The 18255-nt window shown below is 60.8% G+C and carries 17 protein-coding genes; 11 read left to right on the top strand and 6 right to left on the bottom strand.

Annotated elements, in window-relative coordinates; all coding sequences use genetic code 11:
* Nucleotides 1-42: 42 nt before the first annotated feature.
* From UB23_RS11375 to UB23_RS11365, 3 genes are all read left to right on the top strand, one after another.
* Nucleotides 43-1599 carry a bifunctional aminoglycoside phosphotransferase/ATP-binding protein gene (locus tag UB23_RS11375; RefSeq protein ID WP_045059410.1) on the top strand — a complete coding sequence of 519 codons (1557 nt, stop codon included), beginning with the start codon at nt 43-45 and terminating at the stop codon, nt 1597-1599.
* 90 nt (nt 1600-1689) lie between these two features.
* Nucleotides 1690-2034 (top strand): pentapeptide repeat-containing protein, encoded by a 345-nt coding sequence (locus UB23_RS11370; protein ID WP_045059409.1) that lies wholly within the window; start codon nt 1690-1692, stop codon nt 2032-2034.
* Between the two features lie 209 nt (nt 2035-2243).
* A complete protein-coding gene (locus tag UB23_RS11365; RefSeq protein ID WP_007971093.1) occupies nt 2244-2516 on the top strand; it encodes a TfoX/Sxy family protein in 273 nt (90 codons plus the stop codon).
* Between the two features lie 246 nt (nt 2517-2762).
* Here UB23_RS11365 and UB23_RS11360 read toward each other — a convergent pair whose 3' ends face one another.
* The 4 genes from UB23_RS11360 to UB23_RS11345 are packed head-to-tail and all read right to left on the bottom strand — an operon-like array spanning nt 2763 to nt 6342.
* On the bottom strand, nt 2763-3647 hold the full coding sequence (locus UB23_RS11360) for a ChaN family lipoprotein (RefSeq protein ID WP_045059408.1): 885 nt from the start codon (nt 3645-3647) through the stop codon (nt 2763-2765).
* A gap of 21 nt (nt 3648-3668) precedes the next feature.
* A complete protein-coding gene (locus UB23_RS11355) occupies nt 3669-4436 on the bottom strand; it encodes a heme ABC transporter ATP-binding protein (protein WP_045059407.1) in 768 nt (255 codons plus the stop codon).
* The gene (locus UB23_RS11350) at nt 4436-5419 is read right to left on the bottom strand and encodes a FecCD family ABC transporter permease (protein ID WP_177328549.1); all 984 of its coding nucleotides are present in this window, start codon (nt 5417-5419) and stop codon (nt 4436-4438) included. Before UB23_RS11350 ends, UB23_RS11355 begins: the two co-directional genes overlap by 1 nt.
* A 50-nt stretch (nt 5420-5469) precedes the next feature.
* Nucleotides 5470-6342 carry a heme/hemin ABC transporter substrate-binding protein gene (locus tag UB23_RS11345; RefSeq protein WP_045059405.1) on the bottom strand — a complete coding sequence of 291 codons (873 nt, stop codon included), beginning with the start codon at nt 6340-6342 and terminating at the stop codon, nt 5470-5472.
* 158 nt (nt 6343-6500) lie between these two features.
* Here UB23_RS11345 and UB23_RS11340 point away from each other — a divergent pair, with 158 nt between their 5' ends.
* Entirely contained in the window at nt 6501-6818 is a 318-nt protein-coding gene (locus tag UB23_RS11340; RefSeq protein WP_045059404.1) for a Rieske (2Fe-2S) protein, read from the top strand.
* On the opposite strand, the gene sfsA is transcribed toward UB23_RS11340, so the two are convergent.
* Together sfsA and UB23_RS11330 are read right to left on the bottom strand one after the other, a co-directional pair.
* Nucleotides 6815-7528: a DNA/RNA nuclease SfsA gene (sfsA, locus tag UB23_RS11335; protein ID WP_045059403.1), complete on the bottom strand. Its 714-nt coding sequence runs from the start codon at nt 7526-7528 to the stop codon at nt 6815-6817. The two genes, UB23_RS11340 and sfsA, sit on opposite strands and share 4 nt — an antisense overlap.
* The gene (locus tag UB23_RS11330) at nt 7528-8700 is read right to left on the bottom strand and encodes a pyridoxal phosphate-dependent aminotransferase (protein ID WP_045059402.1); all 1173 of its coding nucleotides are present in this window, start codon (nt 8698-8700) and stop codon (nt 7528-7530) included. Before UB23_RS11330 ends, sfsA begins: the two co-directional genes overlap by 1 nt.
* A 332-nt stretch (nt 8701-9032) precedes the next feature.
* Here UB23_RS11330 and dksA point away from each other — a divergent pair, with 332 nt between their 5' ends.
* The 7 genes from dksA to folK all read left to right on the top strand — a co-directional run bounded on the left by dksA (nt 9033) and on the right by folK (nt 17932).
* A complete protein-coding gene (gene dksA, locus UB23_RS11325) occupies nt 9033-9473 on the top strand; it encodes an RNA polymerase-binding protein DksA (RefSeq protein WP_045059401.1) in 441 nt (146 codons plus the stop codon).
* A gap of 230 nt (nt 9474-9703) precedes the next feature.
* A complete protein-coding gene (gene gluQRS / locus UB23_RS11320; RefSeq protein ID WP_045059400.1) occupies nt 9704-10600 on the top strand; it encodes a tRNA glutamyl-Q(34) synthetase GluQRS in 897 nt (298 codons plus the stop codon).
* 77 nt (nt 10601-10677) lie between these two features.
* Nucleotides 10678-10854, top strand: a complete 177-nt coding sequence (locus UB23_RS29265; protein WP_003176118.1) for a hypothetical protein — start codon at nt 10678-10680, stop codon at nt 10852-10854.
* A complete protein-coding gene (locus UB23_RS11310) occupies nt 10838-13792 on the top strand; it encodes a sensor histidine kinase (protein WP_177328547.1) in 2955 nt (984 codons plus the stop codon). Before UB23_RS29265 ends, UB23_RS11310 begins: the two co-directional genes overlap by 17 nt.
* A 22-nt stretch (nt 13793-13814) precedes the next feature.
* Complete coding sequence (locus tag UB23_RS11305; RefSeq protein WP_045059398.1) at nt 13815-15254, top strand: sigma-54-dependent transcriptional regulator; 1440 nt, start codon at nt 13815-13817, stop codon at nt 15252-15254.
* Nucleotides 15255-16048: 794 nt separating this feature from the next.
* Nucleotides 16049-17449 (top strand): polynucleotide adenylyltransferase PcnB, encoded by a 1401-nt coding sequence (locus UB23_RS11300; protein WP_045059397.1) that lies wholly within the window; start codon nt 16049-16051, stop codon nt 17447-17449.
* A gap of 3 nt (nt 17450-17452) precedes the next feature.
* Nucleotides 17453-17932, top strand: a complete 480-nt coding sequence (gene folK, locus UB23_RS11295; protein WP_045059396.1) for a 2-amino-4-hydroxy-6-hydroxymethyldihydropteridine diphosphokinase — start codon at nt 17453-17455, stop codon at nt 17930-17932.
* Nucleotides 17933-18255 lie beyond the last annotated feature (323 nt).

The raw sequence follows: 18255 nt of genomic DNA, 5'->3' as shown, positions 1-18255 counted from the left end.
TAATGGCGATCGTGAATTTTCCCAGACTCTGAAGGATCGCCTGTGAGCCAGTCCCTGATCGCTGCCCTGCAAAACCCGGCCCTCTACCCGCATCCCGTAGACGGGTTCCAGGTCATCGAGACCCACATTTCCTGGGTCCTGCTTACCGGCCCCTTTGCTTACAAAGTGAAAAAACCGGTGAATTTCGGCTTCCTTGACTTCACCAGCCTGGACGCTCGCGAGCACTTCTGCGGCGAAGAGCTGCGGCTTAACCAGCGTTTGACCAATGATTTGTATCTTGAAGTGTTGCCGATTACCGGCAGCGCCGAAGCGCCGCAATTGGGTGGCGACGGGCAGGTGATCGAGTTCGCGCTGAAAATGCGTCAATTCCCGCAAAGTAATCTGCTCAGCACCTTGCAAGCCAATGGTGAATTGACCACCGCGCACATCGACGAGATGGCCGCGCAGATCGCGCAATTCCACCTCGCGGCGCCTAAAGTCCCGGCCGAACATGAAGCCGGTACGCCGGACGCCGTGATGGCACCGGTGAGCCAGAACTTTGAGCAAATCCGCCCGTTCCTCAGCGACAAGACCGACCTCCTGCAACTGGACGCGCTGCAAGCCTGGGCCGAAAGCAGCTTCGAACGCCTCAAGCCGCTGATGGCCCAGCGCAAGGCCGGCGGCTTCACTCGCGAGTGCCACGGTGATATCCACCTGGGCAACGCAACGCTGATCGACGGCAAGGTCGTGATCTTCGACTGCATCGAGTTTAATGAGCCGTTCCGCTTCACCGACGTCTATGCCGACACCGGCTTCCTGGCAATGGACCTGGAAGATCGTGGACTGAAGAGCCTGGCGCGCCGTTTCATCAGCCAGTACCTGGAATTGACCGGTGACTACCAGGGCCTGGAACTGCTGAACTTCTACAAGGCCTACCGCGCCCTGGTTCGGGCCAAGGTCACCCTGTTCAGCATGCCGGCCGCCGCCGACCCCGTGCAACGGGCGACCGCCCTGCGCCAATACCGCAACTACGCCAACCTGGCGGAAAGCTACAGCACCATCCCGTCTCGCTTCATGGCTATCACCCATGGTGTCTCCGCGGTAGGCAAAAGTCGTGTAGCCATGCGTCTGGTAGAAGCACTGGGCGCCATCCGCCTGCGCTCCGACGTAGAGCGCAAACGCCTGTTCGGTGAGCAGACCGTTGCAAATGAGCCACAGGCCGGCATTTACAGCGCTGAAGCCAGTGCCGCGACCTACGCCCGCCTGCATGAAATTGCCGGGGTCATCCTGCGTGCCGGCTTCCCGGTCGTGGTCGACGCCACTTACCTCAAGCACGAGCAACGCGACGGTGCAGCACAAATCGCCGAAGCTACCGGTGCGCCCTTCCTGATCCTGGACTGCAATGCGCCGCAAGCTGTCATCGAGACCTGGCTGGCCCTGCGCCAGGCGGACAACACTGACCCATCCGACGCAACCCTGGCCGTCATCGAAGCCCAGCAGGCCAACCGTGAGCCGCTGACGCCAGCGGAGATTCTCTGCAGCAAACGCGTCCAGACCAATGAAAGCGGCACACTGGATACCGTGGTAGCGCAGATTCGCCAGCGCTTGCCAGGCTTGTAAGGGGCATTTCGTCCGTGAGGTCTTCGCCGACCTCACGGGCGCCCGATAGTGGCACTATACTGGCGTCATAAATCCAACAGGTGATGTGACATGAGCCAGCCCAAACTCCTCGACACTCCGCTCTATGCCTTGCTGCACAAGGACGACATCACAGGCTTCAACAGCGAACGCCCAAGCGAAGGCGTCATAGACATGGTCGGAGGCGACTTTCGCGGCCTGGACCTGCGCGAACTGAATGCCGATGGCGTGGATTTCACCGACGCCTACTTCCGCTCCGCCGACTTGCGCGGCATCGACTTTCGCAAATCTTCCATGGAAGGTGCGAGCCTGGCTCACGCCCAGATCTCGGGCGCTTACTTTCCGCCCGAACTGAGTGCAGACGAAATCCTGATGTCGATGAATTTCGGTACGCGCCTGCGCTATCGCACCCGCTGAAATCGCGCATGAACTCCCGTCCGGCGCCCCCCGCTCTGCGCTGGACTGCTTACGCCTACCCGCGCAAAAGGCCAGCTGCCCAGTCCGGCATCAAGACCGCTTAGAAGCTTTTGCCCTGAAACCGACCAAACAATCACGCTTTTCCTGCTGATGGCTACACTCCTGAGAAGCTTGCCCACGCTCCCATTCGGCCGTCGCAAGGAGGCTTGATGAATGATGAACTGCAACACCTGAAGAATCTTGGCAAGACGTCAGCGCAGTGGTTGCATGCCGTGGGCATTCACAGCGCCTCGGACTTGCGTCGCCTCGGGGCGGTGGATGCCTATCGGGCCGTGCGCACGCGCGGGTTTCGAGCGTCCAAGGTGTTGTTGTATGCGATCGAAGGTGCGCTGATGGACGTGCACTGGAACGATATTCCCGCGGAGCGAAAGGAAGCGCTGAACAAGCAGCTGGAAGCCATCTCTTCACGGCACAAGAACTGAGTTGCCCGCTGACTGGCCTGAAAGCCTCTGATTACTTGGCTTTCAGGGCGATTACAAATTAACGATCAATCAGCTGTTGACATGGTAATGAGAATCGCTATGATTATCACAACTGGTCGCGAGACTGGTCGATATTTGAACAGCCCTTGGTTCGGACTCTCAGATATCTCCTCATCAGGCTAATCACGGTTATTTGACCCGGCTCTTGCCGGGTCTTTTTTTGCCCGCTGAAATGTGCCCGGCCTTTCATTTTTTGCGAGCTTTTCCGAGCTGCTTGCGCATCTGCTTACAATAATCCGGTGCCTTCACCTTCGGCGTATACCAGACATAATCCGCCATCCCCACCGTGACCTCACTGCCCTGCTGAGCCAGCATCAACACCGTCGCTCCTTCCTGCGCCCCCAGATCCAGCAAATGGATCGGCACGCCGACATCCTTGCGCGCATGAAAAGCGCCAGCGAACAGCAAGGCAGGCTCAGGCGCTGCGAGCAGGCGTTCGGCCATGCGTCGGTCCCGTTGTTGCTGGACCGCCAGCATCGCGGGCAGTTGCGACTTGGGCAGCAGGCCGCAATGGGAGTCGCGGACTTGCTTCTGCAGTTCATCCTTTACGTCCTCTGCGCTGGACCGAGGACCGCTTGGCGTCGCCGGATGCGTATACGCCGCACGGACTTCCAATGGGTCCAGGTTTGCGGCAAGCAAGGGATACGGCTGGGTCAGGGCAAACTGAATGATGGGCCCGTACAGCGCCCAGTCCCAACCTTCCTGCCAGGCCAATGCATCGCGCAAATCCGCCGGGGGCTTGGAGGCCTGACGAACCTGATCGACATGCGGTTGTTGGTCCGGGGTGAGCATTTCGAGCAGCAGGCTGCCTTGGGTTCGTTGCTCACCCAAGGCTTGCAACAACCACAACTGCAGGGCGTGGTGATCACGATTGTCGTGTTGCTCGCCCACGATCAGCCGCGATGGCCTGGCCAGCGCCGCCAGCAGTTGCTCTGCCGTCAACACCTGGCCAGTGCGCAGGTCACGAATCTCCCCGGCTAAAGGCGGCGGCGGAGGTGGAGCAGGTGGCGGCGCGGAAACATGCGTACAGGCACCCAGCAGGAGCACCACCAGAATCAAGACTGCGCGCATGTTTACGCTCCTATGACAGATTCAACGAGCAATGATCAGCGGATGACCACGCTCAGGATGCGGCTGCACCAGCACTTCGAGCCCGAACACCGCCTTCAGCGGCTCCGGGCGCAGTACCTGCTCGGGCGTATCCAGCGCCACCTGCCGGCCGCCTTCGAGCAGCAACAGGCGATCACAATAGCGCGCGGCCAGGTTCAGGTCATGCAGGATCACCAGCACTGCCGCGCCCCGGTTGGCAAATTCGCGCACGGCTTGCAACGTGGTGTGCTGGTGCAGCGGGTCGAGCATTGAGGTCGGCTCATCGAGTAACAAGGTCTGCCCAGCCTGCCCCGGCCACAACTGCGCCAGCACCCTGGCCAGATGCACCCGCTGGCGTTCGCCACCCGACAGGGCCAGGTAGCTGCGGCCGCTCAAGTGACCGGCGTCAGCGGCCTGCAAGGCGGCAGCGATGATTTCGTCATCGCGCACTCGACCGGTTTGATAAGGCAAGCGGCCCATACCGACAACTTCCTCGACACGGAAGGCGAAGTCCAGCGTCGAGACTTGCGGCAATACGGCCAGTCGCTGGGCTCGCTGGACACCCGTGCACTGACTCAACTCCAGCTCATCGAGCCAGACGCTGCCCTGATCAGCCTTCAACTCATCGCACAACGCCCCCAGCAAAGTACTTTTGCCTGCACCGTTGGGGCCCAGCACGCCGAGCACTTCTCCAGGCTTGAGCTCAAGCGTGATGTCCGTCAGCACCGTCTTGGTGCCCCTGCGGATTTGCAGATTTTGCGTACGCAGCATCACACGCGCCTCCGGACCAGTAGCAATAGAAAGAACGGGGCGCCTATGAACGCGGTGACTATCCCGATCGGCAGCTCGGCCGGCGCCAGGGCCAGACGGGCGACCAGATCGGCAAACAACAGCAGGCTGCCACCGGCCAGTATCGAAGCCGGTAACAGCACCCGATGGTCGGGACCGGCCAGCAGTCGCACCAGGTGCGGCACGACCAACCCGACAAAGCCGATCATGCCAGCCGCCGCCACCGCGGCGCCGACCCCCAGCGCGGTGCAAAACACCAGTTCGCGCTTGAGCCTTTCGACGTCGATGCCGAGGTGGCCGGCTTCGGACTCGCCCAACAATAACGCGTTCAGCGCCCTCGCCCGGCGAGGCAACCATAGCGCCACGCCGACACTGACCAATAACAATGGCCAGAGTCGCGAGTAACTGGCGCCATTGAGGCTGCCCAGGTTCCAGAAAGTCAGGGTGCGCAGGGTCGCGTCATCGGCCATATAAGTGAAGAGCCCCACGGCCGAACCCGCCAACGCTGTCAGGGCGATACCGGCCAACAACATGGTCGCGACATTTGTCTGACCGTTGCGCCGGCCCAGTCGATACACCAGCGCGGTCACACCCAGCCCACCGAGGAAGGCGCACAGCGATAGAAGATAGGGCCCGAAGGACACCGGAAGCCCGCCAAATGCCGAGCCGCCGACAATCGCGATGGCCGCCCCCAAGGCAGCGCCACTGGAGACCCCCACCAGCCCAGGATCGGCCAGCGGGTTGCGGAATAAACCCTGCATCGCCACGCCAGACAGCGCCAACACCCCGCCTACCGCCAGGCCTAGCAGGGTTCGGGGCAGGCGAATCTGACCGAGGATCAATTCGGCCTGCTCCAGGCCTTCAGGCGCGATGGGCACGCCCACCATGCGCAAGCCGGCGCGCAAGGTGTCGACCAAGGGCAGGCTGACCGGCCCGAGCGCCAACGACAACCAGATAGCCAGCAGACACAGCAGGCTCAAGCCGATGAACAGGGTTCGGGGTTTGACCAGCACGGTCATTGCGCGGACATACCCGGGTAGAAGCCGTCAGCGAGGGACCTCAACGCATCGGGCAAGCGCGGCCCCAGCCCGCCTACCAGCAAGGTCGGATCCAGTTGGATGACCCGCCCGTTTTTGGCGGCAAGGGTCGAGGAAAGAATCGGGTTTTCCCTGAACAACGCCGCGCGGGCCTCTTCACCTGTCAGCACGCGATCGGCGAACACCAGCACCTGCGGATTGAGGTTGGCCAGCGCTTCGACGGAAAACGGCTTGTAGCCGGTATGAGTTGCCAGGTTGTGCCCGCCGGCCTTCTGCAGCATCCAGTCTGCAGCCGTGCCCTGGCCGGCGATCAACGGTTTGCCACCGGCATGACCGACCAGCAACAGCACTCCGGGAGCCTTTTGCTTGAGCTGCGCCTGGGTCACCCGAAGCTGTTGCTCGTCAAGTTGCGCGCGGTAGGACTGGAACGCCCGGGACGCCTGCTCCTCAGCACCCAGCAATTTGCCCAGGTGCTGCAAATTACCCTGCAATGCCGCCAGGTCAGGCTGGGCCGAGAACAATTCGACCTGCACCCCCGCAGTGCGCACCTGCGACAACACCGGTGGTGGCCCCATTTCCTCGGTCCCCACAAGAATCTGTGGGCGCAGGCTCAGAATGCCCTCCGCCGACAGCTGGCGCTGATAGCCAATGCTCGGTAACGCCTTGAGCGCTGGCGGGTGCTGGCTGGTGGTGTCGACCCCGACCAGCTTCGACTCTCCCCCCAGGACGCTGACCCATTCCGATACCGCGCCACCTGCGCTGACCCACCGCTGGGGCAACTCGGCCGCCGTCGCATGATGACTGGCGAGAAGTCCGATACAGAGCGCAGCAACGCGGGTACTCAGGCGCATGAATAGCTTCCTTTAAGGTTTTCCCGGACAGGGAGGCGGCAGGCCAAGTATCCTCGACATCCGGCCTCCAGCGGGCGAAGCCGGCATTTGATAATTGTTTGCATTTGCACGTCAAGCTCGGACACATCTGTCAGAGGTTTCGGCACTCGAGGATAGCCATGAAGTTTTTTTGCGCAGGCACCGAACTGCCCGATGACAGCAGCCGCGGCTTCGAGATCGAAGGACGCAAACTCTTTGCCGTGCGTCGCAGCGGACAGGTCTACGTCTACCTCAATCGCTGCCCGCATCGCGGCGTCGGCCTGGAATGGCAGCCCGACCAGTTTCTCGACCCCAGCAACAGCCTTATCCAGTGCGCCACCCACGGCGCCCTGTTCCTGATCGAGGACGGCGAATGCGTGTCCGGCCCGTGCGCCGGGCAGTCCCTGACACCGGTCCCCTGCCGTGAAGACGCTCAGGGAATATGGGTCAACCTTTAGCCGTTGAGCAGCACGGCCAGGCGCCGATCGACCCGCATCCCCTCATGACTCAAGCACACGCCGTAGGCCAGTACTTCCACCCCGCAGGCCACCGCTTCACGGAGCGCCTCGGCGTAGGCTGGATCAATTTCGTGGGCCGGACGCACCGCCTCGATGCCGGTCAGGTTCACGCAATACAACTGCACCGCGCGAATCCCGTCCCGCGCCAGGTGCGCCAATTCCCGAAGATGTTTGGCCCCGCGCTGGGTGACTGCATCAGGAAAGGCCGCTACCGATGAGCCATCGAAACCCAGCGTGACACTTTTGACTTCGACATAAGCTGGCCCGCCAGGGTAATCCAGGCGGAAATCGATGCGACTGCTTTCCTGACCGTAAGCCACTTCACGCTTGAGCTCAGTGAAACCGTTCAGCTCGGTGATGACCCCACCGCGCAACGCTTCCTCGATCAGGCCATTGGCGCGCCCGGTGTTCACGCAGAACAAGCGCCCCTGGGGCGTTTCGCCAATCTCCCAGGTACCGGGCAACTTGCGTTTCGGATCATTGGAGCGACTGAACCAGACCTGCCCGCCCTCGACCTGGCAGTTGAGCATCGAGCCGGTATTGGGACAGTGAATGGTCAGCAACTCGCCATTCACGGTCTCGATATCGGCGAGAAAACGCTTATAGCGACGGATCAGCCGGCCTTCTTCGAGTGGAGGATCAAAGCGCATCAGCCTTGCCAGCTCCGCAGACCGCGGGCAATTCTCTCGACGGCTTCCTGCAGGCGCGGCAAATTTTGCGTGTAGGCAAAGCGCACGTGATGGCCAGCCTGGTAACGCCCAAAATCGAGCCCCGGCGTAATTGCAACATACTCGGTTTCGAGGAAATGCCGACAGAACGCGAAGGCATCACCGCCGAATTTGCTGATATCGGCATACAAGTAGAAGGCGCCCTCCGGTCCTACGGCAATGCCGAAACCCAATTCCCGCAAAGCGGGCAGGAGGAAATCGCGGCGGCGGCCGAATTCGGCACGGCGTTCTTCGAGAATGCTGATGGTGGCTGGTTCGAAGCACGCCAGGGCAGCGTGCTGAGCCATGCTTGGGGCGCTGATGTAGAGATTTTGCGCAAGTTTTTCCAGCTCGCCGACGGCGGCTTCGGGCGCTACCAGCCAACCGAGACGCCAGCCGGTCATTCCGAAATACTTTGAAAAACTATTCAGCACGAAGGCACTGTCATCCACTTCCAGCACACTGGCCGCGTCGGTGCCATAGGTCAGGCCATGATAGATCTCGTCCACCACCAGATGGCCGTGCCGCGCCTTGATCGCACTGGACAGGCCCGCCAGCTCGTCGCGGGTCAGAATGGTCCCGGTCGGATTGGCGGGCGATGCCACCAACGCGCCGACGCTGTCCTGGTCCCAATGCCGCGCCACCAGATCGGGGGTCAATTGGTAACGCACGTCGGGGCCAACCGGTACTAACTGCGCGGCACCTTCCACCAGCCGCAGGAAATGCCGGTTGCACGGGTACCCCGGGTCCGCCAGCAACCAGTGCTTGCCCGGATCCACCAGCAAGGCGCTGGCCAGCAACAGTGCCCCGGAGCCGCCTGGCGTGATCAATATTCGCCGAGGGTCGATATTCAGCCCGTAACGTTGCTGATAGAACCCCGAAATAGCCTCGCGCAACTCGGGAATCCCCCGCGCCGCAGTGTAACGGGTCTTGCCTGCGGTCAAGGCGGCCTGGCCTGCCTGGATGATCGGCTCGGCCGTGGTGAAGTCCGGTTCGCCGATTTCCAGGTGGATCACGTCGTGACCTGCAGCCTGTAACTCATTGGCGCGGGCCAGCAGGGCCATGACGTGGAACGGTTCGATCGCGCGACTGCGGGCACTGTAGGACTGAGCCATCGGCCTTCCTTCAACGGGAGAAAAAACTGATTCTACCCAAGCGCAGGAACGAGCGAGAACCTAAAGCGGTCAGAGCGTTATAACGCTGGTCTCAAACGACTCAAGCGTGTGCCCCAGGTTTGACTAAAATCAATAATTGATCAGGTCTCCAGCACCACCAGACAAGGCTTTGCAATCATTTGCAAGCCCATTGAGCCACTACCTCGACATCCGGGAGTAGCGCGGTCCGATTTGATCTGGTAAGTTCGCCCGCTTGCAGCCGCAGGGCCGGCAGGTGTCGGTGATGGAGCAATCCTGCGCAATGGATTACAAGAGTAGAGGCGGTCCATTTCATGCCCACCCAAGCAAAGCAGCAAAACCAGTCGATCAGCGGCTTCGAACCCTACCAGGCAGTAAAGGGCGAGGAGTACATGGGCAAGCCCATGCGCGCTCACTTCACCAAGATCCTGAACAAGTGGAAACAGGACTTGATGCAGGAAGTCGACCGTACGGTTGATCACATGAAAGACGAAGCGGCCAACTTCCCTGACCCGGCAGACCGTGCCAGCCAGGAAGAAGAATTCAGCCTCGAATTGCGCGCCCGTGATCGCGAGCGCAAGCTGATCAAGAAGATCGACAAGACGCTGCAATTGATCGAAGACGAAGAATATGGCTGGTGCGAGTCCTGCGGCGTCGAGATTGGCGTCAAGCGACTGGAAGCCCGCCCTACCGCCGACATGTGCGTTGACTGCAAGACCCTGGCGGAAATCAAGGAAAAACAAGTCGGCAAGTAATTGCGACCTGGATAAAGAACGGAGCGTGCGAACGCTCCGTTTTTGTTTCTGATATTTGTGTTACCTGATGCGCCTATAAAATCGCCATCACTGTAGGAGCGAGCTTGCTCGCGATGAACCTGAGGACGCCGCGGGGTATCAGGCTTGCAGCGTTATCGTTGACGACCGTCGCGAGCGAGCTCGCTCCTACAGGTTGTTTGGCGCCAGCCAGGAAAAAGTAACGTTACCCCATGACTGCCATCGCCTCCCCCACCTACACCGGACGCTTCGCCCCCACGCCCAGTGGTCACCTGCACTTCGGTTCGCTGGTCGCCGCGCTGGCGTCCTACCTCGACGCGCGCTCGGTGGGCGGGCGCTGGCTGATGCGCATGGAAGACCTGGACCCGCCCCGGGAAGAGCCCGGCGCCCAGGCGGCAATTCTCAAGGCACTGGAGAGCTACGGCTTTGAATGGGATGGCGCGGTGGTGCGCCAGAGCGACCGCCACGATGCCTATGCCGAGATTATCAGTCGCCTGTTCAACCACGGCCTGGCCTACGCCTGCACCTGTTCGCGCAAACAACTCGAGCCCTATCACGGGATATACCCGGGGCTGTGCCGCAATGCCGGCCATGGAACCGAGGATGCAGCGATTCGCTTGCGCGCCCCCGAACTGGAATACCACTTCATCGACCGCGTACAAGGCGAATATCGGCAGCACCTGGGCCGTGAGGTCGGCGATTTTGTGATCCGCCGCCGCGACGGCCTGTATGCCTACCAACTGGCTGTGGTCCTCGATGACGCCTGGCAGGGCATCACCGATATTGTGCGCGGAGCCGACCTCCTCGACTCCACGCCGCGCCAGCTCTACCTGCAGGAATTGCTCGGCCTGTCGCAACCGCGCTACCTGCATATTCCGCTGATCACCCAGCCCGATGGCCACAAGCTCGGCAAATCCTATCGCTCCCCGCCACTGACAGAAGATCAGGCAACCCCCTTGCTCCTGCGGGCGCTGCGCGCACTTGGGCAAACGCCCGGTAGCGAACTCGCGTACGCCACCCCGCGAGAGGTGCTGGATTGGGGCATCGCCCACTGGGATGCGCTGAAGATCCCGCGCACACTGCACCTGCCCGAGGCACAACTGCAGTGATGACGCTTGCAGTCGCGCCGCCATCCGTTACCATCGCCGCACGTTTTCGGGCACGCGCATAAAAAAGAGAGGCCGGGATGTACATCTATCGCTTGGTCCTGCTTCTTGTAGTGGGGATCTACCTGTTCTCCCCGGCCATCATGGACTGGTGGATCGACGCCACTGGCGCCTGGTATCGCCCTTATCTGCTCTGGCTGATTCTGATCGTCGTGACCTTCATCCTGCAGAGCCAAAAAGATGCCGATGAGCTTTAGCCTGACCCAGATGATCCTGATCAGCGCCGCCTACCTTGCGGTGCTGTTCGGCGTAGCCTGGATCAGCGAACGGGGCATGATCCCCCGGGCGATCATTCGCCACCCGTTGACCTACACCCTGTCGCTGGGGGTCTATGCCAGCGCCTGGGCGTTTTACGGCACGGTAGGCCTGGCCTATCAGTACGGCTACGGGTTTCTTTCCAGCTACCTCGGGGTGTCCGGGGCGTTCCTGCTGGCGCCGGTGCTGCTCTATCCGATCCTGAAAATCACTCGTACCTATCAACTGTCGTCGCTGGCTGACCTGTTCGCGTTTCGCTTTCGCAGCACCTGGGCCGGCGCGCTCACCACCATCTTCATGCTGATCGGCGTACTGCCGTTGCTGGCATTGCAGATCCAGGCGGTGGCCGACTCCATTGGCATCCTCACCCGCGAGCCGGTGCAGCATCGCGTAGCCTTGAGCTTCTGCGCGCTGATTACTCTGTTCACGATCTTCTTCGGCTCGCGCCACATCGCCACCCGGGAAAAACATGAAGGGCTGGTGTTCGCCATCGCCTTCGAGTCGGTGATCAAGCTGATCGCGATTGGCGGCGTTGGCCTGTATGCGCTGTATGGCGTGTTCGACGGCCCGCAGCAACTCGAACTGTGGTTGCTGCAAAACCAGACCGCCCTCGCCGCCCTGCACACGCCGCTGCAGGAAGGTCCGTGGCGCACGCTGCTGCTGGTGTTCTTTGCCTCGGCGATCGTGATGCCCCACATGTATCACATGACCTTTACCGAAAATCTCAACCCGCGCTCGCTGGTCAGTGCCAGCTGGGGCCTGCCGCTGTTCCTGCTGCTGATGAGCCTGGCGGTTCCGCTGATTCTCTGGGCCGGACTGAAACTCGGCGCCACCACTAACCCTGAATACTTCACGCTGGGCATCGGCATTGCTGCCAACAGCAAGGCACTGGCGCTATTGGCCTATATCGGCGGCCTGTCTGCGGCCAGCGGCCTGATCATCGTCACGACCCTGGCCTTGTCCGGAATGGCCCTGAACCACCTGGTGCTGCCGCTCTACCAGCCGCCGGCCGAGGGCAATATCTACCGCTGGCTGAAATGGACGCGTCGGGCGCTGATTGTCGCGATCATCATGGCCGGCTACGGCTTCTACCTGTTATTGGGCGCGGAACAGGACCTGGCCAATCTCGGCATCGTCGCTTTTGTCGCCACCCTGCAATTCCTGCCGGGGGTGCTGTCGGTCCTGTATTGGCCAACCGCCAACCGCCGCGGCTTCATCGCCGGCCTGCTCGCGGGCATCCTGGTGTGGCTGGTGACCATGCTGTTACCGCTGGTCGGCAATCTCCAGGGCTTCTACATTCCGCTGCTGAACATGATCTATGTGCTGGATGACACCAGCTGGCACATGGCGGCCATCGCGTCGCTGGCGGCCAACGTGCTGATGTTCACCCTGATTTCATTGTTCACCAATGCCAGCCCGGAAGAAGCCAGCGCCGCCGAAGCCTGTGCCGTGGATAACGTGCGCCGGCCGCAGCGGCGCGAACTGCACGCCGCCTCGCCCCAGGAATTCGCCACGCAACTGGCCAAGCCGCTGGGTGCCAAGGCTGCGCAAAAGGAAGTCGAGCAGGCCCTGCGCGACCTCTACCTGCCATTCGACGAGCGCCGCCCCTATGCGCTGCGTCGACTGCGTGACCGCATCGAGGCGAATCTTTCCGGCCTGATGGGACCAAGCGTTGCCCAGGACATGGTCGAGACGTTCCTGCCCTATAAGGCGGGCGGCGAAAACTACGTTACCGAAGATATCCATTTCATCGAAAGCCGCCTCGAGGACTCCCACTCGCGCCTCACCGGCCTTGCTGCGGAACTCGATGCCCTGCGCCGCTACCACCGCCAGACCCTGCAGGAATTGCCCATGGGCGTCTGCTCCCTGGCCAAGGACCAGGAAATCCTCATGTGGAACAAAGCCATGGAGGAGTTGACCGGGATTGCCGCGCAGCGAGTCGTCGGATCGCGCCTGAGCACCATCGCCGATCCCTGGAAAGAACTGCTGCAAGGCTTCATCAACCTTCCGGACGAGCACCTGCACAAGCAGCACCTGGCCCTGGATGGCCAGACCCGCTGGCTGAACCTGCACAAGGCGGCCATCGACGAGCCGCTGGCACCGGGCAACAGCGGCCTGGTGTTGCTGGTGGAAGACTTGACCGAAACCCAGATGCTCGAAGACAAACTGGTGCATTCCGAGCGCCTGGCCAGCATTGGTCGCCTGGCAGCCGGCGTCGCCCATGAAATCGGCAATCCGATCACCGGCATCGCCTGCCTGGCGCAGAACCTGCGCGAGGAGCGCGAGGACGATGGCGAGCTGAGGGAAATCAGCGGGCAGATTCTCGAACAGACCAAGCGTGTATCGCGCATCGTCCAGTCACTGATGAGCTTCGCCCACGCTGGCAGCCATCAGCATAGCGACGAGCCCGTCTGTCTGGCCGAAGTGGCCCAGGATGCAATCGGCCTGCTGGCCCTGAACCGGCGCAATTTCGAGGTGCAGTTCTACAACCTGTGCGACCCTGATCACTGGGTCGAAGGTGATCCCCAGCGCCTTGCTCAAGTGTTGATCAACCTGCTCTCCAACGCCCGCGACGCCTCGCCTGCCGGCAGTGCCGTGCGGGTCAAGAGCGAAGCCGGCGAACACACGGTCGACCTGATCGTAGAGGACGAAGGCAGCGGCATTCCGAAGAACATCATGGACCGATTGTTCGAACCCTTCTTCACCACCAAGGACCCTGGCGAAGGCACCGGTCTGGGCCTTGCACTGGTCTATTCCATCGTTGAAGAGCATTATGGACAAATCACCATCGACAGCCCGGCTGATGTTCAAAGCCAGCGCGGCACCCGTATCCGGGTGACCTTGCCGCGTCATGTCGAAGCGACGTCCGCTGTGAACTGAGACCGTCGAGAGTATCGAATCAATGCCGCACATTTTGATCGTCGAAGACGAAACAATTATCCGCTCCGCCTTGCGCCGCCTGCTGGAACGTAACCAGTACCAGGTCAGCGAAGCCGGTTCTGTGCAGGAAGCACAAGAACGATTCACTATCCCCACGTTCGACCTGATCGTCAGTGATCTGCGTTTACCGGGCGCACCGGGCACCGAGCTGATCAAGCTCGGCCAAGGCACTCCCGTGCTGATCATGACGAGTTACGCAAGCCTGCGCTCGGCAGTCGACTCGATGAAGATGGGCGCGGTGGACTACATCGCCAAGCCTTTCGATCACGACGAAATGCTCCAGGCTGTCGCGCGTATCCTGCGCGACCGCCAATCGCTGCAGAGCAGTGGCGCTGAGCCGCTGACCGGCAAGGCCACGCCTGGCGCGGCGAAAAACGGAGTCGACAACAGCAATGGCGAGATCGGCATCATCGGTTCGTGCCCGCCCATGCAGGATCTCTACAGCAAGATCCGCAAAGTGGCGCCAACCGACTCCAATGTCCTGATCCAGGGTGAGTCCGGTACCGGTAAAGAACTGGTGGCTCGGGCCCTGCACAACCTGTCCCGACGTGCCAAGGCACCGATGATTTCGGTGAACTGCGCTGCGATTCCGGAAAGCTTGATCGAGTCCGAGCTGTTTGGTCACGAGAAAGGCGCATTCACCGGCGCCAGTGCCGGTCGTGCCGGCTTGGTCGAAGCAGCCGATGGCGGCACCCTGTTCCTCGATGAAATCGGCGAACTGCCACTGGAAGCCCAGGCGCGCCTGTTACGAGTGTTGCAGGAAGGCGAAATCCGCCGGGTCGGTTCTGTTCAGTCGCAGAAGGTCGATGTACGCCTGATCGCCGCGACCCACCGGGACCTCAAGAGCCTGGCTAAAATTGGCCAGTTCCGTGAAGACCTGTACTACCGCCTGCACGTTATCGCCTTGAAATTGCCGGCGCTGCGCGAACGGGGTGCCGACGTCAACGAGATCGCCACCGCCTTCCTGGCTCGCCAGAGCGCGCGGGTCAATCGCACTGATCTCAAGTTCGCCCCGGATGCCGAACAGGCCATTCGACACTACTCCTGGCCAGGTAACGTTCGTGAACTGGAAAACGCGGTGGAGCGCGCAGTGATTCTGTGCGAGAGCCCGGAAATTTCCGCCGAACTGCTGGGCATCGACATCGAGTTGAACGACCTTGACGACGATGAGTTCATCGGCCTGTCGCCGCAGCAGGGTAATGGACCGGGTAACACCAGCCATGAGCCGACCGAGGACCTGTCACTGGAAGACTACTTCCAGCACTTCGTGCTCGAGCACCAGGACCACATGACCGAGACCGAACTGGCTCGCAAACTCGGCGTTAGCCGTAAATGCCTGTGGGAACGCCGGCAACGCCTGGGCATTCCGCGGCGCAAGACCGGGGTAGCCAGCGAGAGCTGAATGACAGCTGTCGAGTGTGCGGGTAACAGGTGAATGTGTGAAAAAACTGTTACCTGAGGTTTTTCACGTAACAGAAGCCGGGGCTTACGGTAACGAAGCCCCGGCTTTTTTTGGCCCTCGAAAAGCCCGATAGCCAGCCTAACCCCTTGTTTTGCTGGGTTTCACAAAAGTTGGCACGCACCCTGCTATATGTCTGGTACAAGAACAATAACAAGCAATGCACAAGACAATAAAAATAAGACGAATCGACTCACGCACAATAAAAACAAGACGGCGAGAGGCGCAGCTAACTGATTCTTTTGGAGAGGCGTTGTATTTGGGGCTTGCCCCACGACCAGGCCGAGAACAACAAAAACTGTCCTAAGACAGAGCCTGAACTGGTTGGATCGATAGATCACTGCAGCACAGCGACCAAAGCAATCCGTTTGCTCTTGGCTCCCGATTGGGAGGGTCATGAAGGAAAAACTTCATGACGAGGGCACTTAACAAAAACAAAAAGCCCGAAACCAATAATAAAAATAGAGCATGCAACTACTTCTTGGGGAGCTTCGGCTCCCCTTGTGGTTTCTGCGATTTGCCTTACCTGTACGAGCGAGCTTGCTCGCGATGAACCATCAGGTACCGATGGGGCCCTTGGCAAACCGCGTCACCGATCACATTTTTCGCGAGCAAGCTCGCTCCTACAGGTCATATCGCCTGCGTCCTACACCATCCCTCGACTAAATGCTAGAATCCCGGCCCATCATGCGGTCATTCTTCGTTATGGCCGAACATTCCTTCAAACAGTGCATCCCATGCTGAAGAAGCTGTTCCAGTCATTCCGTTCTCCCAAGCGTCATACGCAACACATTCGCAGTACGCCTGAAGTGCTCAACAGCGGCCAACACTCGCTGCAAAAGGGTCAATTCAGCCGTTACGCGGTGAATATCGTCGAGCGCCTGCAAAACGCCGGCTACCAGGCCTACCTGGTAGGGGGTTGTGTGCGGGACATGATGCTCGGCATCACGCCCAAGGATTTCGACGTCGCCACCAGCGCCACGCCAGAACAGGTCCGCGCCGAATTCCGCAATGCGCGGATCATTGGCCGCCGTTTCAAGCTGGTGCATATCCACTTTGGCCGCGAAATCATTGAAGTCGCGACCTTCCGTGCCAATCACCCGCAAAACGACGAGGAAGAAGACAGCAATCAATCTTCCCGCAACGAGTCCGGGCGAATCCTGCGCGACAACGTCTACGGCACCCTGGAAGAAGACGCGCAACGTCGCGACTTCACCATCAATGCCCTGTATTACGACCCGGTCAGTGAGCGCATCCTCGATTACGCCAACGGCGTCCACGACATTCGCAATCACCTGATTCGCTTGATTGGCGACCCCAAGCAACGCTATCAGGAAGATCCGGTGCGGATGCTCAGAGCCGTGCGTTTCGCCGCCAAACTCAATTTCGGCATCGAAAAGCACAGCGCCGCGCCGATTCGCGAGCTGGCGCCGATGCTGCGGGAAATCCCGTCGGCACGCTTGTTCGAGGAAGTCCTCAAGCTGTTCCTCTCCGGGCATGCCGCAGACACCTTTGAAATGCTGGTGGACCTGCAGCTGTTCGATCCGTTGTTCCCGGCCAGTGCCGAGGCGCTGGAATACAACCCGACCTACACCCACACGCTGATCAGCGAGGCGTTGGTCAATACTGATCTGCGCATCAAGCAGAACAAGCCGGTGACGCCGGCGTTCCTGTTCGCCGCGCTGCTGTGGCCGGCCCTCCCCGCTCGCGTACTGCGCCTGCAAGAGCGCGGCATGCCACCGATTCCGGCGATGCAGGAAGCTGCCCACGAGCTGATCGCCGAGCAGTGCCAGCGGATCGCTATTCCGAAGCGTTTCACCATGCCGATCCGCGAGATCTGGGACATGCAGGAACGCCTGCCACGCCGCAGCGGAAAACGTGCCGACCTGTTGCTGGACAACCCGCGGTTCCGCGCCGGTTACGACTTCCTGCTGTTGCGCGAAAGCGCGGGTGAGCAGACCGATGGCCTGGGTGAATGGTGGACGGACTACCAGGATGCCAACGACAGCGAGCGTCGCGACATGATCCGCGACCTCAGCGGCAAGGATGAAGGCACCGGCGCCCCACGCAAACGTCGTCGCAGCGGTGGCGCCAAGCGCAAACGCGCGGCCGATGCCCCGAGCGCTACCGGCGAGTAATTGATGGAACGCATCTACATCGGCATGGGCAGCAACCTGGCCGACCCCGCCGAACAACTGCGCAGCGCCGTCGAGGCGCTGGCGCAGTTGCCGCACAGCGAGCTGGCCAGAGTATCCGCGTTCTATCAAAGCGATTCGCTGTTACCAGGGCAACCGCGTTACACCAATGCGGTTGCCGCCCTCGACAGTACCCTCGAGCCGCTGGAACTGCTCGATGCCCTGCAAGCCATCGAGAACGGACAAGGCCGCCAGCGCCTGGAACGCTGGGGCCCGCGCACGCTGGATCTCGACATCCTGCTGTTTGGCGATCGCCTGATCGACCTGCCTCGCCTTAAAGTGCCTCACTACCAGATGCAGGAACGGGCCTTCGTTCTCTATCCGCTGGCCGAATTGGCACCGGCGGATTTGCGTTTGGCCAATGGTCGCAGCCTCAAGGACTTGCTTCTCGCCTGCCCGTTCGTCGGCCTGGAACGCCTACCCTAAAATTGATACCCCCTTGTGGGAACGAGCCTGCTCGCGATAGCGGCCTGTCATCCAACATTGATGCTGGCTGATACACCGCTATCGCGAGCAGGCTCGCTCCCACATTGGTTTTGTCTGCATGTGCTGAATCGCATCAGTTACCCCGGTAACACCCCTGCCGTAACAACCCGGTAACACATGCAATTGACTTCCCGGGTTCTCCTCACGACTATAGGCGTCCCGCCGCCGTCAACACGGCGTTACAGGGCGCAATTCAGGCCATAAAAGCACGACAACAGACCGTGCGCCTGTATTCAACGAAGAATCACGCGCGTTACTCGCAG

Origin of the sequence: Pseudomonas sp. ES3-33 (assembly GCF_000952175.1) — a bacterium.
In the GTDB taxonomy this organism is placed as follows: Bacteria; Pseudomonadota; Gammaproteobacteria; order Pseudomonadales; family Pseudomonadaceae; genus Aquipseudomonas; species Aquipseudomonas gregormendelii.
Note: the sequence above shows the minus strand (reverse complement) of the source record. Positions and strands in the feature narration are given on the sequence as shown.